21 protein-coding genes are annotated in these 16,928 nt (G+C 62.3%); 9 read left to right on the forward strand and 12 right to left on the reverse strand.

The features are described from left to right. Positions 1-183 precede the first annotated feature (183 nt). The 3 genes from AMS69_RS10640 to AMS69_RS10650 all read left to right on the forward strand — a co-directional run bounded on the left by AMS69_RS10640 (position 184) and on the right by AMS69_RS10650 (position 4,414). Positions 184-1,944, forward strand: a complete 1,761-nt coding sequence (locus tag AMS69_RS10640; RefSeq protein WP_053968059.1) for a 2-oxoacid:acceptor oxidoreductase subunit alpha — start codon at positions 184-186, stop codon at positions 1,942-1,944. After that, on the forward strand, positions 1,941-2,804 hold the full coding sequence (locus AMS69_RS10645; protein ID WP_053968060.1) for a 2-oxoacid:ferredoxin oxidoreductase subunit beta: 864 nt from the start codon (positions 1,941-1,943) through the stop codon (positions 2,802-2,804). The genes AMS69_RS10640 and AMS69_RS10645 overlap by 4 nt, the downstream gene beginning before the upstream one ends. A 239-nt stretch (positions 2,805-3,043) precedes the next feature. Continuing rightward, positions 3,044-4,414, forward strand: coding sequence for a cryptochrome/photolyase family protein (locus tag AMS69_RS10650; RefSeq protein ID WP_053968061.1), 1,371 nt, complete (start codon positions 3,044-3,046; stop codon positions 4,412-4,414). A gap of 21 nt (positions 4,415-4,435) precedes the next feature. Here AMS69_RS10650 and AMS69_RS10655 read toward each other — a convergent pair whose 3' ends face one another. The 3 genes from AMS69_RS10655 to AMS69_RS10665 form a co-directional block, all read right to left on the reverse strand. Continuing rightward, positions 4,436-4,921, reverse strand: a complete 486-nt coding sequence (locus AMS69_RS10655) for a metal-dependent hydrolase (protein ID WP_053968062.1) — start codon at positions 4,919-4,921, stop codon at positions 4,436-4,438. Beyond that, positions 4,921-5,469 (reverse strand): hypothetical protein, encoded by a 549-nt coding sequence (locus AMS69_RS10660; protein WP_053968063.1) that lies wholly within the window; start codon positions 5,467-5,469, stop codon positions 4,921-4,923. Before AMS69_RS10660 ends, AMS69_RS10655 begins: the two co-directional genes overlap by 1 nt. Before the next feature lie 64 nt (positions 5,470-5,533). Next, positions 5,534-6,721 (reverse strand): hypothetical protein, encoded by a 1,188-nt coding sequence (locus tag AMS69_RS10665; RefSeq protein ID WP_053968064.1) that lies wholly within the window; start codon positions 6,719-6,721, stop codon positions 5,534-5,536. 111 nt (positions 6,722-6,832) lie between these two features. On the opposite strand from AMS69_RS10665, the gene AMS69_RS10670 reads away from it, so the two are divergent. The 4 genes from AMS69_RS10670 (at position 6,833) to AMS69_RS20180 (ending at position 9,751) form a co-directional block, all read left to right on the forward strand. Further along, a complete protein-coding gene (locus AMS69_RS10670; RefSeq protein ID WP_053968065.1) occupies positions 6,833-8,068 on the forward strand; it encodes a digeranylgeranylglycerophospholipid reductase in 1,236 nt (411 codons plus the stop codon). Between the two features lie 58 nt (positions 8,069-8,126). Further along, positions 8,127-8,840 (forward strand): NAD(+)/NADH kinase, encoded by a 714-nt coding sequence (locus AMS69_RS10675; RefSeq protein WP_053968066.1) that lies wholly within the window; start codon positions 8,127-8,129, stop codon positions 8,838-8,840. A 41-nt stretch (positions 8,841-8,881) separates the two neighbouring features. After that, on the forward strand, positions 8,882-9,343 hold the full coding sequence (locus tag AMS69_RS10680; protein WP_053968067.1) for a DUF7313 family protein: 462 nt from the start codon (positions 8,882-8,884) through the stop codon (positions 9,341-9,343). A 231-nt stretch (positions 9,344-9,574) separates the two neighbouring features. Next, the gene (locus AMS69_RS20180) at positions 9,575-9,751 is read left to right on the forward strand and encodes a DUF7317 family protein (RefSeq protein ID WP_077067787.1); all 177 of its coding nucleotides are present in this window, start codon (positions 9,575-9,577) and stop codon (positions 9,749-9,751) included. A 45-nt stretch (positions 9,752-9,796) separates the two neighbouring features. Here the strand turns inward: AMS69_RS20180 and AMS69_RS10685 are convergent, their stop codons facing one another. From AMS69_RS10685 to AMS69_RS10720, 8 genes are all read right to left on the reverse strand, one after another. After that, positions 9,797-10,066, reverse strand: a complete 270-nt coding sequence (locus AMS69_RS10685; protein ID WP_053968068.1) for a DUF7314 family protein — start codon at positions 10,064-10,066, stop codon at positions 9,797-9,799. 10 nt (positions 10,067-10,076) lie between these two features. Continuing rightward, on the reverse strand, positions 10,077-10,376 hold the full coding sequence (locus AMS69_RS10690) for a DUF7315 family membrane protein (RefSeq protein WP_053968069.1): 300 nt from the start codon (positions 10,374-10,376) through the stop codon (positions 10,077-10,079). Positions 10,377-10,479: 103 nt separating this feature from the next. After that, entirely contained in the window at positions 10,480-11,244 is a 765-nt protein-coding gene (locus AMS69_RS10695; RefSeq protein ID WP_053968070.1) for a cytochrome bc complex cytochrome b subunit, read from the reverse strand. 4 nt (positions 11,245-11,248) lie between these two features. After that, positions 11,249-12,052, reverse strand: coding sequence for a cytochrome b (locus AMS69_RS10700; RefSeq protein WP_005534629.1), 804 nt, complete (start codon positions 12,050-12,052; stop codon positions 11,249-11,251). Positions 12,053-12,055: 3 nt separating this feature from the next. After that, positions 12,056-12,922, reverse strand: a complete 867-nt coding sequence (locus tag AMS69_RS10705; RefSeq protein WP_053968071.1) for a Rieske 2Fe-2S domain-containing protein — start codon at positions 12,920-12,922, stop codon at positions 12,056-12,058. 1 nt (position 12,923) lies between these two features. Continuing rightward, positions 12,924-13,343, reverse strand: a complete 420-nt coding sequence (locus AMS69_RS10710) for a DUF7318 family protein (protein ID WP_053968072.1) — start codon at positions 13,341-13,343, stop codon at positions 12,924-12,926. After that, the gene (locus AMS69_RS10715; protein ID WP_053968073.1) at positions 13,343-13,999 is read right to left on the reverse strand and encodes a halocyanin domain-containing protein; all 657 of its coding nucleotides are present in this window, start codon (positions 13,997-13,999) and stop codon (positions 13,343-13,345) included. The genes AMS69_RS10710 and AMS69_RS10715 overlap by 1 nt, the downstream gene beginning before the upstream one ends. Positions 14,000-14,060: 61 nt before the next feature. After that, on the reverse strand, positions 14,061-14,969 hold the full coding sequence (locus AMS69_RS10720; protein ID WP_053968074.1) for a DUF7319 domain-containing protein: 909 nt from the start codon (positions 14,967-14,969) through the stop codon (positions 14,061-14,063). A gap of 87 nt (positions 14,970-15,056) precedes the next feature. Between AMS69_RS10720 and AMS69_RS10725 the strand changes: the two genes are divergently transcribed. After that, positions 15,057-15,539: a DUF7321 family protein gene (locus tag AMS69_RS10725; protein ID WP_008309382.1), complete on the forward strand. Its 483-nt coding sequence runs from the start codon at positions 15,057-15,059 to the stop codon at positions 15,537-15,539. 90 nt (positions 15,540-15,629) lie between these two features. Next, positions 15,630-16,136: a universal stress protein gene (locus tag AMS69_RS10730; RefSeq protein ID WP_053968075.1), complete on the forward strand. Its 507-nt coding sequence runs from the start codon at positions 15,630-15,632 to the stop codon at positions 16,134-16,136. Between the two features lie 16 nt (positions 16,137-16,152). Here AMS69_RS10730 and nth read toward each other — a convergent pair whose 3' ends face one another. After that, positions 16,153-16,836 (reverse strand): endonuclease III, encoded by a 684-nt coding sequence (nth, locus tag AMS69_RS10735; protein ID WP_053968076.1) that lies wholly within the window; start codon positions 16,834-16,836, stop codon positions 16,153-16,155. Between the last annotated feature and the right edge of the window lie 92 nt (positions 16,837-16,928).

Below are 16,928 nucleotides of genomic sequence, written 5' to 3' on the forward strand. Positions count from 1 at the left end.
CCAAGGGGGTTACGGTCGCGGAGTTTCAGTCTAGCCGGCTCGTATTGCCGGTTTTTTCCTACATACGGGTGATTGTGCCGGTTTTCGCTCGAAACTATGCCAAAATTCACTCAAAAGCGAGTAGTACGCGCGCGGGCGCTTACGGAAGGCTTTTCCTACCACGCTGGCTACCCGAGGGATATAATGCCAGAGGACCTGAACTGGGCCATCGGCGGCGAAGCCGGCGATGGAATCGACTCCACCGGGAAGATTTTCGCGCAGGCACTCTCCCGGGCTGGTCGACACGTCTTCACCTCAAAGGACTTCGCCTCCCGCATCCGCGGCGGGTACACTGCCTACAAGGTACGGACGTCAGTCGACCGGGTTGAGAGTGTCGTCGACCGCCTCGACATCCTGATTGCACTCACCGAGCGCACCATCCACGAAAATGAGGACGAACTCCACGAGGGTTCAGTCATCATCTACGACGGTGAGCGCTCGACGATGCAGGACGTGGAAGTCCCCGGCGACGCGACGGCACTCGAAGTACCGCTGAAACGACTCGCTGAGGACGCGGGCGGGGCTATTATGCTCAACGTCGTCGCGCTGGGCGCGGCATGTGAGGTCACTGGTTTCCCCATCGAGAACCTCGACGAAAGCCTCGAAAAGCGGTTCGGCGACAAGGGCGAGGCCATCGTCGAGAACAACAAGGAAGCCGCCCGGAAGGGACAGCACTACGTCCAGGAGGAGTACGGCGAGTTCGACTACGACATGGAGACCACCGACGAGGACTACGTCCTGCTGAACGGCGACGAAGCCATCGGCATGGGCGCTATCGCCGCCGGCTGTCGCTTCTACGCCGGCTACCCCATCACGCCAGCGACGGACGTAATGGAGTACATGACCGGCCGCGTCGACCAGTTCGGCGGGAAGGTCGTTCAGGCGGAAGACGAACTCTCCGCGATCAACATGGCGCTGGGTGCGGCCCGTGCCGGTGCCCGAGCCATGACCGCCACGTCCGGGCCGGGTATCGACCTGATGACCGAGACGTTCGGGCTGGTCGCCACCAGCGAGACCCCGCTGGTCATCTGTGACGTGATGCGCTCCGGTCCCTCGACCGGGATGCCGACCAAGCAGGAGCAGGGCGACCTCAACATGACGCTGTACGGCGGGCACGGCGAGATTCCGCGGTTCGTCGTCGCGCCGACCACGGTTTCGGAGTGCTTCTGGAAGACCGTCGAGGCGTTCAACCTCGCCGAAAAGTACCAGACGCCCGTGTTCCTCGTTTCGGACCTCGCGATGGCCGTGACCGAACAGACGTTCTCCCCCGAGACCTTCGACATGGACGAGGTCGAAATCGACCGTGGCAAGGTCGTCGACGAGAACGACATCGACGCCTGGCTCGACGAGAAGGGGCGCTTCCAGGCCCACTTCGCGGCCGCCGACGGCATCTCGCCGCGGGCCTTCCCCGGGACGACCGACGGCGCACACATGACGACCGGCCTCGAACACGATGAACTCGGTCGGCGGACCGAAGATACGGACGTGCGTATCGAGCAGGTCGACAAGCGCCAGCGGAAAGTCGAGACCGCCCGCGAACAGGAGGACTTCGACTACCGCGAGTTCGGCGACCCCGACGCGGACACGCTGGTCATCTCCTGGGGTTCCAACGAGGGTGCCCTGCGTGAGGGACTGACGCTGCTGGAGGAGGACGGCTACGACGTGCGGTTCCTCTCGGTCCCGTACATCTTCCCGCGACCGGACCTCTCCGAGGAGATCGAGGCGGCCGAGGATGTCATCGTCGTCGAGTGTAACGCCACCGGCCAGTTCGCGGATGTCATCGAACACGACGTCCTCGAACGGGTCCAGCGCATCAACAAGTACAACGGCGTTCGGTTCAAGGCAGACGAACTGGCGACAGAGATCAAGCAGACGCTTGACACACCCGCGGAGGCAACACAATGAGTTCCGACGTTCGCTTCACAGACTTCAAATCCGACAAGCAACCGACCTGGTGTCCCGGCTGCGGTGACTTCGGGACGATGAACGGCATGATGAAGGCGCTCGCGGAGACGGGCAACGATCCCGATAACACCTTCATCGTCGCTGGTATCGGCTGTTCCGGTAAAATCGGAACCTACATGCACAGCTACGCGCTCCACGGTGTCCACGGCCGCGCACTGCCCGTGGGCATCGGCGTGAAGATGGCCAACCCGGACCTCGAAGTGATGGTCTCTGGCGGCGACGGCGACGGCTACTCCATCGGTGCCGGCCACTTCATCCACGCCGTCCGCCGGAACGTCGACATGAGCTACGTCGTGATGGACAACCGCATTTACGGGCTGACGAAGGGCCAGGCCTCGCCAACCTCGCGCGAGGACTTCGAAACCTCCACCTCGCCTGACGGGCCGAACCAGCCGCCGGTCAACCCGAAAGCACTGGCGCTGGCCTCCGGCGCGACGTTCATCGCGCAGTCGTTCTCATCGAACGCACAGCGCCACGCCGAAATCGTCCAGCAGGCCGTCGAACACGACGGATTCGGCTTCGTCAACGTCTACTCGCCGTGTGTCACGTTCAACGACGTGGACACGTACGACTACTTCCGCGACGCCATCGTCGACCTCGACGAGACCGACCACGACCCGTCGGACCGCGACCAAGCCAAGGACAAGATTCTCGAAAGCGAAAAGGAGTACATGGGCGTCCTGTATCAGGACGAAGACTCCGTTCCCTTCGAGGAACGCGAGGGCGTTGAGGGCTCGATGGCCGAGATTCCCGACGGCGCGCCCGAAGGCGCGATGGACCTCGTCCGCGAGTTCTACTAGTACCTTTTTCCGCCTCGGGTGCGCTTCGCGCACCTCTCGGCGCAAAAATCTACGCTAAAAAGGCCGGAATCGAGGCTCTGCCTCGATTCCGGTGAAACGGCGGCCTGCGGCCGCCGTATGCGTACCGCGGTGGCTTCTTCACTCGCTGACCACTTGGCGACAGCACATTGGCTTTGGGACTGACGCTTACACAATAGAATCGGGTTCGGACCCATATGCCGGTATCCCTAAAGAATGATATGCACGTCTTCTGGCATCAGCGGGACCTCCGGATACCGGACAACCGGGGACTGACTGCCGCCGCCGCGGACGACGAGGTACTGCCGGTGTACGTTCTCGATACGGACCTGCTGTCGAAGGTCGGGAAGCGGCAGCGAGCGTTCCTGTTGGCCGGTGTCAGGGCGCTGAAAGCGGCGTATCGGGACCACGGCGGGGATCTGCTCGTCAGGAAGGGGACCGCCACCGATGTGCTCTCGACTGTCGTCGAGGAGTACGATGCTGACCGGGTGTACTACAACGAACACTATCGGCCCGCACGGCGGAACCGACAGCGCCGCGTGGACGAGGCGCTCCCGACGAAATCGCTGACCGACCTCGTACTCGTCGACCCGGCGGGACTCGATACTCGGTACGAGAACCACAGTCGCTTCTACGATGACTGGCAAGCCCACCACAAGCTCCCGCCGGTGGGCCGGCCGGACGGGGACTCGCTTGTCGATGTGTCGGACCCGACGACGACCCCGAGCATCGAGACGGATATCGACTTGCCCACACCCGGCTACGAGGGCGCACGGCAGCGGTACGACGACTTCCTCACCGGCGGCATCGAGACGTACAGCGACACCCGTGACGACATGCAGGCCGCTGTCGAGCGGCCGACGAGCGCCGTCTCGCGCATGTCGCCGTACCTCGCCGCGGGGATGATCGGCATCCGCGAGATGTGGCAGGATGCGTCCGACCGCCACACCGAAGCCACCGGTGACGCCCAGCGCAACGTCCAGAAGTACCGCTACGAACTCTCGTGGCGCGAACAGAGCTACCACCTGCTGTACCACACCCCCACGCTGCTGTCGGAGAACTACAAGACGTTCCCGAACCCAATCGAGTGGGAGAACGACGAGGATAACTTCGAAGCCTGGAAGCGCGGCGAGACGGGGTATCCGTTCGTCGACGCAGGTATGCGCCAGCTCGAACGGGAGGGGTACATCCACAACCGGCCACGCCAGAACGTCGCGTCCTTCCTCACGAAACACCTCCTTGTCGACTGGCGCGAAGGCGCGCGGCACTTCCGGAAGCGATTGGTCGACCACGACCCCGCTAATAACGCCGCAAGCTGGCAGTGGACGGCGTCTACTGGGACCGATTCCGTGGATGTGCGTATCTTCGACCCGGTCGCACAGATGAGCAAGTACGACAGCGGGGCGGATTACGTCACGGAGTACGTGCCGGAGCTTCGTGATGTTCCGGCGAACAAGATCGTCGACTGGCCGACGCTCTCGGACGGCGAACGCGAGGAACTGGCTCCGGACTACTACCACCCAATCGTCGACCGAAACGCCGCCTACGAGCGAGCACAGCGCGTGTTCGAGACGGCACTAGGGAAGCGCTGAGGCGGTCGAGTCCGGGCGACGCTACGCTCTGTACTGCACGAAGAGGTAAGTCGCCACTGCAACAGAACCGGTGACGCCTGTGAGCCAGATGTCCGTGCTCAGATACAGCCCCGGCGTGGGCGGGTGGTACTGTGTCAGTGGCCACAGCACTTCGTACGATCGCCCAGAGGCCTTCAACAGAAGCGAATCGGCGAACAGGTGACTGGCCGCCCCGAGCGACAGCAGCATGAACACGCGCCGTCGGTCGGCGCGGTTCACGACGACCGTCCCTACGAGGACGGCGACGAACGCGCCGCCGAGCGTGTGGACGCCCAGCCAGTTGAACGGGATGCCCAGCGCCGCTTCGACGGCTGCAGCGTCCACGAGAAGCTTAATTTTCGCCATGTCCGGGATGAAGGCGCCGGCCATCCCCACAGTGACATACTCGCCAGTGAGCCAGTTGTACCGTAGCGACAGGAGGGTACAGATGGTGAACGCGATGAAGGCGTGCGAGAGCAGATCCGGCATCAGGCACGCACCGCCTGTACCCTCTTGCGAAGCGCCTGTATCGGCCGGAGTGGGTCCTCACGCCGGCACAGTGCCCCCGTCTGCCAGTTCAGCCGCCACCCACAGACCAGTCGCCACAGCGTCCACAGGCCGGCGATGGCAGAAACGAGATACATCGCCGTGTAGTTCACCGCCGGCACGCGCACGCTGTTCTCCGCAGTGATGGTTCGGTCTGGACCGACTGTCCCGTACACCTGCAGCGACTCACCCTCGTCGACAGCTATGTCGACGTCCCGGACCGTAACCGTGAGCGTGCCGCTGTGGTACTCGCCGCTGGCAGTGTACTCGTATTCGACGGCGATTTCGACTGGTTCGGTTCCGGTGACACTGCCGGTCACCTGAACGTACTCACCGACGTGGTTGTCAGGATGCTGGGCCAGCGCATTTCCATCGGGATAGTCGCCCAGTTCGGGAGCCGGCGTGGTCATACCGAATCCGATCATGAGTGCGAACAAGATGGTCAGCAGTCCACAGATCGCTGCGACCCTGCCCACCCGCGAATGAAGCATTCAGATTTCGGTGTGAGCGGTGGGATATAAACTCTGGCGCTTGGGTTGGGTGTCGCTGGTGGGCCTACTCGGGCCTACCGGGCAGGACATCCGGATCGCCGGAGCGATAGATGTACTCGACAGCGACGCCAGTCAGCGGCGAGTCGGCGGCCGTCGCGTACGACTTCGCGAGATCGAGATACTGTTCGGTTACGTCGACGACGCGCCGATAGGCGGCTTCATCGTCGGGCGCGAGCAGGTACTCGGCGGTGACGGGCGTCAGTTGGCCCTCCGCTCGATCATCCTCGTAGTCGTCCACGTCGTCAAGCCACACCTGTGCACCGATAATGGCGAGAACGATGGCCTTGGCGAACTCGTCGTCGATGTCGAGGCCAGCGAGTCGGTAGAGATCGAGCATCCCGTCGTAGAGGACGCCGACGCGGGCGTACTGGGTTTTGCTGTAGGGAAGTTCTTGCTCCGTCTCAGTGAGCGTCGCTGGCTCCTCGTCGTACTCGGCGAACTTGTACTCCTCGCGGATATCGGTCAGAGCATCGGCGTCACCGTCCTCTGCCGCAGTCATCAGTTCTCGGAAGTGGTCGTCCCGGTCCTGATGGGCCTCGCTGTAGTCGACGGCCCACTGGTAGGCGTTCTCGACAACAGGCGGCATATCCGCCAGTAAGCCATCGAGGTGGGACTGCAGCGCCGATTGGGCGACCTCGGCGACGCGGCGGCGGTCTGCTTCGCTCCCGCTCCCCGATTCGCTTTCTTTGAACTCGACCTCGAAGTCCTCGAATTCGTCGTCGTTGATGGCGTCGCGCATGTCACCGTCGATGAGCGCCTCGATGGAGAGGCGGGTCATCTGCTCGGCGCGCACGACCATCTCACGGGGTGCAAGGTCCTGCGCCGGCCCCCGTTCCAGCGCTGTCTCATCGACGGTCGGAACGCCGTCGGCGATTGTATCGATGACAGGGTCGCCGGGGGCCTGCTGACGGGCGTTACGGTAGACGTAGCCCAGCGTCAGCTGTGCGGGGAGGATGAGCTTCGTATCATAGGAGAACTCGACCGGACAGCCGAACTCGTCTTCGAGGGCAGCCTCGATGCGGTCGGTCACGTCGTCAACCATCGCCTCGGTGCGGTCGTCAATCTCGGATTTCAGTGAGAGGCTGCCAGCGTCGAACACGCCGGTGTCTGCATAGTATCCCAGCACCGCCCGTAGCGCCGTGGGCAGCCGCCGCCTGTCCGCGAGCACGCCCGCGCCTGTCTTGAGAACCATTGTATGTCGCCCCGGGTGTTCCCGTCATGGTAGTGGGGCCGTCTTTACCCTTTCGAGACCGCCCTCGGTGTATTCGGAAAGACTGATTACCGACAGGCAACACGCACAACCATGCGCGAGCGCTTTGACGTGGTGATAGCCGGTGCCGGCCCTGCAGGGGCGCAGTGTGCCCGTGATCTAGCGGAGCGAAACTACGAGGTGCTCGTTCTCGAAACCGAGTCAGAAGACGGGTTCCCGCGTCAGAGCAACAAGTCCACCGCCGGGACGTTCATGTCGGCGATGACGGGCTTTGCGATTCCAGATGACGTGGTGATGAACTACACGGACAACGTCGTGCTTGAGTCCCCCAACGACCACTACGTCCGCAATCAGACGGGGGCCGTCCTAGAGTTTGCGGAGTTCAAACAGTGGCTTGTCTCGGAGGGACGGACCAAGGGTGCGACCTACCGCTTTGACTCCCGCGTCTCGGCCCCAATCATGGAGGACGGGGAGATCGCCGGCGTCCGCTATGACGGCGACAAAGAGGTGTACGCGGACATCGTCATCGACGCCACCGGCCCCGCCGCGCCGCTGGCGAAGGAACTTGACGTGTGTGACCTCAAGCGGAACCATCAGGCGATCGGCGTCGAGTACGAGTTCGAGGGCGTCGAAGTCAACCACGACGACTACGCCGACCTCCGGGACGCAATGATGCTCCGTCTGGATCACGATCTCGCCCCGGGTGGCTACTCCTGGATTTTCCACACCGGCGAAGACACGGCGAAAGTCGGCCTCTGTTACATCCAGAACGGCTCCCACGATAAGTACGCGAAAGACGGGATGGGCATCGACGACTATCTGGAATACTGGCTCGATTCGGACCCCCGGTTCGACGACGCCGAGCGAATCGAGGGGACGCAAGCCCACCGGGGGTCAGCCCACATCCAGCCCCCGGACTCAATGAGCACGGACAGCTTCATGGCTATCGGTGATACTGTCCCGACTGTCGACCCGCTGTGGGGCGAAGGGATCCACAAAGGGATGAAGTCGGCCCGTGCCGCCGCCGCGACGGCTGATTCCGCGCTCAAGCCGGACGAGCCCGACACCTCGGCGGAGAACCTCTCTGTCTATGACCAGCTCTGGCACAGCGAGGTGGCTCCGAAACACAACGCCCGCCTGATGATGACGGAACTGCTGTATCTCGCCCCGAACGAGCGGTACGATCAGCTGATGGACGACCTCCGGAGTACCGGACAGGACACTCTCAGGCAAATCAACGGCGGCGACCGTCGGGCGATTGCGAAGCTCACCCATCTCTCCGACTTGCCGATTCTCGTGAACTACGCGCGCCGCCGGTTCGACATCTGAACACGAATACACGACGAAGTGCGGCAGGTTTTTTTCCGCCGGCCCGGAGATTCAGGTGATGGGAACCCCCGTTGGTGTGGTCGGTGACGACGGCCTAGCAGACGTGCTCCGAGACGCCGGCGTGGCTGTTGAACGGGGTCGTGACGGCGCTGTTCCGAATACTGACCGGGTCGTCGCCGTCGGCGAGGACGCCGTCGCTGCCGTGGCACGGGCCGAGGGTGACCCGCTCGTACTGCCGGTCGCGGCGGGTCGCGGCGTCCGGTCAGTACCCAGAGACGACGCTGTCGCCGCCGTGTCGGGACTTGCTGAAGCACGGGTCGAAAGCCATCCAGTTCTCCGTGTGACGATGCCTGACGGGACGGTCGAACAAGCCTTCTGGGACGTGACCCTCGTCACCGCAGACGCCGCCCGCATCTCCGAGTTCACTGTCGCGTCGACGGCCGACCGCATCGGGCAGTTCCGGGCCGACGGCGTCGTGATCGCAACGGCCGCTGGTTCTCCGGGCTACGCCCATCGCGTCGGCGGCCCGATTCTGGCACCGTCGGAGCAGGCAGTGGTGGCACCGATCGCGCCGTTTGCGACTGATCCGGATCACTGGGTCTTGCCGGCCGATGGCCTCAGCGCCTTGGTTGAACGCGATGAGGCGACCGTCAAATTACTCGTCGATGACCACATATCGCGGCCCGTCAGCTATCAGGAGCGTATCACGATCTCGCTCGGGTCCCCCGTTCGAACCGCTGTCGTTGACGAGAGTCGGTCCAGATTCGAGTGAGATTGGAAAGACACTAATGGACGGTGGACAGAGCTTTGCATATGCAGCCATCCGTAACGTTCTTTGGGCCACTGGATACCATTCTGGGGAGCCCCACAGTCGGCGGTGCGCTCCTCATCGAATACATCATCTTCGGAGTGGTAATTGTCAACTTCCTCACGCGGCAGCTCGCCCATAGAAGCCACGTCAAGCAGTACAAAAACGATGGCGCGGACGCAATCAGCCGTCACCCGGCACACACGTTCAGCAACATCGCACTGGTCGTGTTGTCGTTTTTCTACATGACGCTTCACCACCACGGTGGGATGGTCCTGTCCGTACTCGTGCTCGGCGCAGTCATCACTGACTTCTTCGAGTTTGAGTCCCGCAAGGTCGAAGCCCGCCGTGACATTCCGCTGGAACGGCCGAAAGGAGCCATCGTCGCCGCCCTTGTAGTGTTCATGTATGCGGGCTACCAGAGCCTGTTCTGGCTCATCAAGGGCCCGTGGAGCGCCATCGTCTGAAGACAGATTCTCGTTTTACCGACTTCGTCTACGTGTCGCTTCCCAGCCGCGCCTATCGATAGCGCTTTGCGTATGGCAGGCAACCATCACGCAGCCATTCAACGCGTATGTACAGTTTTAGTTCGAGAAGCTGTATTAATATCTAATTCTATCCGAATACAGTGCCAGAATGAGCTGCACTTGGGCGAAATAACTTAATACTGCCACGACAATGTATCGATGTAGACGAAAATGTCACACAGGTCCCTCACAACGGCACTGACACTGTATCGCGGGGAAACATTCACACTCGAAGAAGCAGCGACGTACAGCGGGGTGTCTCCGAGCAAGTTCGCTACGGCGCTTCGGTCCCGCGGGATTCAGGTACGCGACGAAGACCACACGCCGGTCGATCGGACTGCGAACTGAGAGCGGCGTCGGTCCCGGTTAGAAAGACACGGCGACTGCGTCCTGTTACGCCGACCGCTCGTCAAGGTACGCCTGGAATTCACTGATCAGCGGCAGCACGACCCAGAAGGTCAGTGCGCCCAGCACCGCGAACCAGAAGAACGCGTCGCCCATGAACAGGGCGATCTGGTCGAACGTGGTCGGTTCCTCGATAGTAAGTTCGCCAGTGAGCTGTGCCCCTTCGAAACTCGGCGTGTTGTACCATCCCTTGATGGTCATCCAACCCAGTCCGCCGACCATGAGGCACGCGAACCCCTTCATGAACTCGTCAGCCATTATTCGAACGTTAGGTAGCGTCGTCTTTAGACTTTCCCATTTCCTCGGTACGGAACCGCGTCGAGAACGCGTACACGACTGTGCCAGCGAGGATGCACGCGATGCCGGCGATGCCGACTGGCACGTCGATCTCCGAGGCCGGGGCTGACGCACGCTGTGTCGCCACGTCGACGAGGATGAATCCGGCGACGACGCTTACCACCGCAAACAGCGTCGAGAACACTGTCACGGCCTTGTACACGCGCAGCGGGACCACGACATCCCGCCGGTCCGAACCGCCTTCAGTCCCCGCTGGCTGGTCCTCTGTCATCGTCACTACTAGGGACGGGAGCCACTTTACTGCGGCGAGACGCGGGCGAGACGCCCGGCAGTGCGACGAGTGGAAACGGCGAGAATAAAAGCGCCGGCCCGGACTACTTCGGCGGTCGCAGCCGGTAGTACCGCCGGTTGAGGTCGAACATGTAGCCCTCGCGCATCGTCTTGAGCACCGCGTAGGTGATCGTCGCGCTGACGATGGGGACGAGGAACGTCAGGTCAAACAGCAGGTGGGAGTCCATCGGGACGAGGTTCTTGATGGACAGTGCGGCGATGGTCAGGCTGAAGATGACGCCGGACATCCCGACCGCGGCCCAGAACGGCTGCTCGACGGGACGCCGCGCGGACCCCTTGTTCAGGAAGGGGACGATGGCGACGAAGCCGACGACCACGACGTTCGCCAACACACCGTAGGTCCGGTCGGCCATGAGCTTCGAGCCGCCGAGGATGCTCAGGTCAGGGTTCAGCGGGCCGAGCTTGAGCAGGCCAAAGGACCAGTAGAGATACCAGTCCGGCAGGATAATTGCCGGCGTCACACTGGAGTTAGCAGGGTTTGGCATCTCCGGGGGCAGCGTCGCCGAGACGAACAGGATCATGCCCACGAAGAAGGATGTCAGCGCGATGTTGCGCATCATCTCGTGAGGCCAGGCCGGGAACGCGAGTACGTCGCGCTCGACGTAATCCGACTGCTGGCGAAGGTCCTGGTCCTCGCGGCGCGCCCGCTCGAAGTACTCGTAGGTCAGCCGGGAGAGCCCCTGGGTCCGCTCCTTGCGTTCGGACCACGCGGGGGTCTCGTCGTCCGGCGAGACGATACCGGTACCGGAACCGTCCGTGCGAACGTCGTCTGTGTCGTTGTCGCTCATAGTATTAGTGTGGCTCAGCGATCCCCTGCATCCAGACGATGCCGATGTGGACCGCGATGATGGCAGTCGTGATGAACGGCAGGAAGAACACGTGCAGGATGTACATCCGCTGTAGCGTGGCCTGCGAGAGCGTGAACCCGCCGAACATCAGCTGTGCGACCCACTCACCGATGAGCGGGATGGAGAGTGACATCTCGACGCCGATCTGGCCGGCCCAGAAGGAGAGCTGGCTCCACGGCAGCAGGTAGCCGGTGTATCCGAACACCAGCGTCAGTGAGATCAGGACGATCCCGATGAGCCAGTTCAGCTCGCGCGGTTCCTTGTACGCCCCAGTGAAGTACACACGAAGCATGTGAAGGAACACGGCAGCGACCATAATCTGGGCGGCCCAGCGGTGGACCGAGCGCAGGAAGTAGCCGAGGTTGAGCTGGCCCATGATGAGCATCACCGAGTCGTACGCGACCGTCGGTGATCCGTCGGCAGCCGCGGCGGCCGGTGCGTAATAGAACCCGAGCAACGCGCCGGATATCGCGGCGACGATGTATGCGACCGTCGAGAACGACCCGAGTGCGTACAGCGGGTACCAGTACCAGAACTTGTTGTCGAGATTGTACTGTTCCGTGTGGCTCTTCGGCATCTGCATGTTGACTTTGTAGTAGAGATCTTCGAGGATCTCAAGGTAGTCAACGACGCGCAGCCGTCGGTCGAGCCAGATAAGCACGGTCAGGTACACCGATTCTACCGGCGTCAGCTCGCGCGATTCCATCCAGCCTTTGTGATCGTGTTCGTCTTTGCGTTCGAGACTCATTGGTTACTCCGTCTGTGGTGGGCGTGGCAGCGCCACGAACGTCGATTGCACGGGACTGAACGGGTCGTACACTGACTGGTGGCACTGACAGTAAATAGCGTTTGCGCCGCCGAAGTTCGCACTCCCTTCCTGAGTCTTGAACCCAGGCACACAGCAGAAGTGCGTACACTTGTTCAGCCAGGCGATGAAGCCCTGGTCAGTCGCCTCGGAGACGAACGACTGGACGCTGCTGGGAAGGTCCGCGTACTCCCCTTCGCCGTTGGCCATCTTTTCGACTTCGACTGACCTGATTATCTGCACCGGAGCGCCGTTCTTTCCGTCGCTGTTGGTCCGCCAGACGACGCTTGCGGGCTTCCCGACGCCGGGGTCGCCGATGCCATTGCCCCAGTCCTGGTAGTCCTCGAACATGTCGACCGTGAGCGGTTTGCCGGACTCGTACTCACCCTGCCAGGTGAACGTACCAGTGTCGTTGAGGAACGTGTTGTTTCGGTCCGATTGCGGGTAGATAGCTGCCGTACTCTGGATACCGCAGTACTGGAACCACTGCGAGGAGTAGTCGATACCGCTCCCGCCGAAGTCCGGGGCGACGGCTGCACCGGCGTTCTCGTCGTACTCCGGCCAGAGACCACTGATCTCGCCACCGTTAATCTCGATCGGGATGATCGGCATCCCTCGCGGAGCCGGTCCGGCGGTGTTCTCGACGGCGACAAACGGGGTCGTCCCGCCACCTTCACCGGCGGCGTCTGTCGTCGCGTCGACGGCTGCGGCGCCACCGACACCGACGCTGGAGAGTGCTGCACTCCCGACGACGCCCTTTACGAAGCGACGACGGCCTGTTTCAGCCGGATATTTGTCTTCATCAAGTGGCATATTATTTCTTGTAGTATGGGTACACTGCGCGTTTGAATGTCTCTGCAAGCTTGTCGCCGTCCGCCATCGTTGTTCCGTCGACGTCTTCCTGACGGATGTAGAGGTCTTCCCACTTGCGACGGCGCTTCTTGACGATCATCACGTCGGGAAGGAACTCCTTGCGGTACAGCAGCATGATGAACGCCAGATCGATGAAGATCGCCGTCAGCACGCCGCCCATGAACATATTGGCCTCGATGAGGCGGACGGTCAACGTTGTCCCGATACCGGACGCCCAGCCGGCTATCATACCGTAGGTGAACAGCCCGACGAGACCGACCTGAATAATCGTCAGGAGCACGATGCCGACAGCCGCCGCCGTACTCTCTCGTGGCGGTTCGTAGCGGTGGATGTCGCCGTAGGTGGAGCCTTCGGATGCCATTAGTTGTTCCCTCCGCTAGTGTGGGGCGATTCGCCGTACTTCAGCTGGAAGAAAGTGAATATCAGCGGGATGATGACTGCAAGCCCAGCGCCGAACCCGACGAAGTGGGGCTGGATTGGGACGCCAGCATAGTGGGGGTCAACTTCGACCGGGCCGCCGCCGCCGATCGTCATTGTCGGGTACTCCTCGCCGACGACGATAGCGCCCTTCATGTTGAGTCCCTCGTGGGGGACACAGAGGTACGGGTAGATACCGTCCTCCTCAAAGGTATGCTCGTAGTTGACGCCGGCCTGCGATACCGTGCTGCCGGAATCTAGCGGCCCGTCACCGTCGGAGACGACGTTGTGGCCGCCGCCTTCGCCCGTCCACTCGAACTGGACGGTCGCGCCGTTGTCGACGTGGACGGCTGGCGGACCGAACCCGTACGCGCCGCCGTTGGCCTGCACGCCGACCTCGACAGTTACTGTGTCCTGCCCGGTCGCATCGACGGTCGACCCGTCGAAGTTACCGACCGAATCCAGGAAACCGCCGTAGTCCGGGACGGTTTTCGCACCGTCACCGCCTTCCTCCTGTGCGGCGGCGGCGCCGGTGGCACTGAGGGTCGCCGCAGCGCCGGCGGCCCCCCCTGCTGTCCGGACGAACTCCCGTCTATTCATATACACTCTTGAATCAGGACTGAGTTTGTATAAACCCACCGAATACCACCCGCAGGAACCGTCATTGCCCGGCTTCGTCAGTTTCGCTAGCCCCCGCTTCAGACCCCGAATTCTGCGGGTCAAGCTCCGGGACGAACTCCGGTCGTTCGCCGTCCTCAAGCCCGATGGCGCGCAGTCTGTCTCTGTACTCTTCGGAGCGGAAGGTATCGGAGAGTCGTGCGTTTGCGACGGTGAAAAAGAGGACGAGCGACACGCCGATGAAAGCGACGCCAGCCACGACCAACAGTGCAATACTGGTTCCTCTGTTGCCGATGACGCCAGCGGTCGCAAGTACTGCGCCCCCCAGCAGTGCAATCCCAGCCAAAAACTGTGCCCCGGCAATCGCCTGCAGCATCCAGTTCCCGAGTTCGCCGCCACCCTCGGGGACCTCTTCCGGCTGGGGAAGGGGCCGGTCGGGGACGTTCTCAGGTGCGTCGTAGGAATCCATGGAACACAGCGCGACCGTGGGCTTTACGTCACGCATGACGGTTCCCTCACCTTCGAGGCTTCCGTCGGGATAGACGACCGCGTAGCCCTCATCAGAGTACGCAAGCACTCGCGGTGGGTCCCGGTGGCGTTCGATACGGGCGAACACGTCGCGGTTTGCGACGCGGTTTCGCAGGTCCCGAGCGACCCGGTCGAGGAGTTCGTCGCCGGTGATCCAGGAGTCCTCGTCAAAGGCAACGTCCCACTCCTCGGCGGTCATCTCGGCCATATCCGCCGGGCCGAAGTTGTCGAAGTCGTACTTTTTTTCGACCTGCTTTCGGAGCGCCTCCGTATCGAGTTCCTCGCCCGACTCGCCGTCATCGTCCGCCTCAGCGCTGTCGCCCGTGGCTCCGGGCTTGCCGGGTTCGGGTTCGGCAGTTACCGCGTCCGCAGGGGTGTTCCCGCGCTCGTCCTCCGTGGGAGACGTCGAGTCCGGGTCGGCCATTGCTCGGGTGTACGGACCGCGACGGCTTACAAGTTCTGACCTTCTGCATCCGGCAGTCTTTAGCGAGCACTGTCCCTAGGTCGGCCTATGGTGTCGGACGGCCTCGTGGCCACAGTCGTGTTACTGTCGGTGAGCCTCAGTCTCCCCTGTTTCCTGTACGGCGCGTACTACATCATCGAGACGGAGCCGGTCACCTGGGACGTGCTCGTGCATCATCTGAAGTTCGTCACGACGGGGCTGGTGCTGACCACCGTCCCGATGGTATTCTGGATGATCCCGCGCCTCCCGGACCAGCTCGGCGGTCTGTCCGCCGTCCACGCGATGCTCGGCCTGCAGGCCTACGCGCTGCTGGCCTTCGGCGGAACGGGAATCGTTCGCATCTTCCGTGCAAAGCGGGAACATGACCTCTATAACGAGTACGATGAAGACCTGTTGCTTGACGAAATCGGTGACGAGACGTTCAGCCACTGGCGCTCACGGCTCCGTATCGGCGTGTTCGGCTACGTCATCTTCTGGCTGCTGGCGTATCTGGTCGGCATCGCCCGCTACGCTCTCCGGTACGTCGCGTAAGTGCCGCTGCCAGCGGGACTCATTCTCGGCGTCTGCGAACAGGCTAGATGTTTCATTAGCATTGCATGTCCATCGCTAGCTGTGGTTCCAATGTACGAACACATTCTCTTTCCGACAGACGGGAGTGACGGAGCAGCAGCCGCGCTGGCACACGCACGGAATCTCGCCGAGACGCACAACGCGACGTTGCACATCATGACCGTCCTCGATACGTCGTCGCCACACATCGGGATGACCGCCGCCGGACCGGAGGGAGCGACGACCGGCATGGTTGCGGAGGAACACGACGCGTCGGAGCCGGGGATGGTCGGCGAAGAGCACAACATCGAATCGTCACTACAGGAGCGAGCGCAGGCAATCGTCGAGGCTGCGGCGGACGAGGTTGACAGCGTCGATACCGTTACCGCTGTTGAACGCGGCCCCCCGCACAGCGCGATCCTCGACTACGCCACCGAGAACGACATCGACCTCATCGTTATGGGGACCCACGGTCGGACGGGTATCGAGCGGTATCTGCTCGGCAGCGTCGCTGAAAAGGTCGTTCGGACGTCCGACGTGCCTGTGCTCACTGCACGCCTCGGTGACGACGAAAACTGAGCCGTTCGGCACGCGGCTACCACGCCTCGCCGGTGGCAAGGTCGACCTCGCTGTCGCCCTTTTCCGAGGGACAGATATCCGCGAGTACGCACGCACCGCAGTCCGCCGAACGCGCCCCACACACCGCTCGCCCGTGGTCGATGAGCAGGTGTGTGAACTGTTGCCACTCGTCTTCGGGTACCACGTCGAGCAGATCCTGCTCGATAGCTTCCGGGCGCTCCTGCTCCGTGAGCCCCAGCCGTCGTGACAGGCGCTGGACGTGCGTGTCGACGACGATTCCCTCAACGATGTCGTGGCCGTGCTGGAGAACGACATTGGCCGTCTTGCGGCCGACGCCCGGGAGGTCAGTGAGGGCGGACATCGTGTCCGGGACCTCGCCGTCGTGTTCGTCTGTCAGAATTTCTCCGATTCCCTGAAGATAGCCGCCCTTGTTGTTGTGGAACGTGATGCCGTAGATGTCCTCGGCAAGTTGCTCCTCGGAGGCCGCGGCGTAGTCCTCGGGGCTCTGGTACTTCTCGAACAGGTCCGCTGTGACTTCGTTGACTCGCTCGTCAGTACACTGCGCCGAGAGGACGACGGCAATCAGCAGTTCCAGACGGTTGCTGTAGTTCAGCGAGATAGCCGAATCGGGGTATTCTTCATGGAGACGGTCGACGACTTCCGTTGCCTGTTCCTCGCGTGACTCCAGCGGTGTTCCCATATCGCAGGGCAGTGCTGGGCTCCCTTTTCCGTGTCGCTTTCCGATGGTCGGTATTTGCTTGGTGTCACCTCACAGACGACGGTAACACCCTT

It is taken from the genome of Haloarcula rubripromontorii (genome assembly GCF_001280425.1).
GTDB classification, from domain to species: Archaea; Halobacteriota; Halobacteria; order Halobacteriales; family Haloarculaceae; genus Haloarcula; species Haloarcula rubripromontorii.

Coding starts and splice junctions, on each gene's coding strand:
- AMS69_RS10640 (WP_053968059.1), top strand. CDS start 184: ATGCCAGAGGACCTGAACTGGGCCATCGGCGGCGAAGCCGGCGATGGA.
- AMS69_RS10645 (WP_053968060.1), top strand. CDS start 1,941: ATGAGTTCCGACGTTCGCTTCACAGACTTCAAATCCGACAAGCAACCG.
- AMS69_RS10650 (WP_053968061.1), top strand. CDS start 3,044: ATGCACGTCTTCTGGCATCAGCGGGACCTCCGGATACCGGACAACCGG.
- AMS69_RS10655 (WP_053968062.1), bottom strand. CDS start 4,921: ATGCCGGATCTGCTCTCGCACGCCTTCATCGCGTTCACCATCTGTACC.
- AMS69_RS10660 (WP_053968063.1), bottom strand. CDS start 5,469: ATGCTTCATTCGCGGGTGGGCAGGGTCGCAGCGATCTGTGGACTGCTG.
- AMS69_RS10665 (WP_053968064.1), bottom strand. CDS start 6,721: ATGGTTCTCAAGACAGGCGCGGGCGTGCTCGCGGACAGGCGGCGGCTG.
- AMS69_RS10670 (WP_053968065.1), top strand. CDS start 6,833: ATGCGCGAGCGCTTTGACGTGGTGATAGCCGGTGCCGGCCCTGCAGGG.
- AMS69_RS10675 (WP_053968066.1), top strand. CDS start 8,127: ATGGGAACCCCCGTTGGTGTGGTCGGTGACGACGGCCTAGCAGACGTG.
- AMS69_RS10680 (WP_053968067.1), top strand. CDS start 8,882: ATGCAGCCATCCGTAACGTTCTTTGGGCCACTGGATACCATTCTGGGG.
- AMS69_RS20180 (WP_077067787.1), top strand. CDS start 9,575: ATGTCACACAGGTCCCTCACAACGGCACTGACACTGTATCGCGGGGAA.
- AMS69_RS10685 (WP_053968068.1), bottom strand. CDS start 10,066: ATGGCTGACGAGTTCATGAAGGGGTTCGCGTGCCTCATGGTCGGCGGA.
- AMS69_RS10690 (WP_053968069.1), bottom strand. CDS start 10,376: ATGACAGAGGACCAGCCAGCGGGGACTGAAGGCGGTTCGGACCGGCGG.
- AMS69_RS10695 (WP_053968070.1), bottom strand. CDS start 11,244: ATGAGCGACAACGACACAGACGACGTTCGCACGGACGGTTCCGGTACC.
- AMS69_RS10700 (WP_005534629.1), bottom strand. CDS start 12,052: ATGAGTCTCGAACGCAAAGACGAACACGATCACAAAGGCTGGATGGAA.
- AMS69_RS10705 (WP_053968071.1), bottom strand. CDS start 12,922: ATGCCACTTGATGAAGACAAATATCCGGCTGAAACAGGCCGTCGTCGC.
- AMS69_RS10710 (WP_053968072.1), bottom strand. CDS start 13,343: ATGGCATCCGAAGGCTCCACCTACGGCGACATCCACCGCTACGAACCG.
- AMS69_RS10715 (WP_053968073.1), bottom strand. CDS start 13,999: ATGAATAGACGGGAGTTCGTCCGGACAGCAGGGGGGGCCGCCGGCGCT.
- AMS69_RS10720 (WP_053968074.1), bottom strand. CDS start 14,969: ATGGCCGACCCGGACTCGACGTCTCCCACGGAGGACGAGCGCGGGAAC.
- AMS69_RS10725 (WP_008309382.1), top strand. CDS start 15,057: ATGGTGTCGGACGGCCTCGTGGCCACAGTCGTGTTACTGTCGGTGAGC.
- AMS69_RS10730 (WP_053968075.1), top strand. CDS start 15,630: ATGTACGAACACATTCTCTTTCCGACAGACGGGAGTGACGGAGCAGCA.
- nth (WP_053968076.1), bottom strand. CDS start 16,836: ATGGGAACACCGCTGGAGTCACGCGAGGAACAGGCAACGGAAGTCGTC.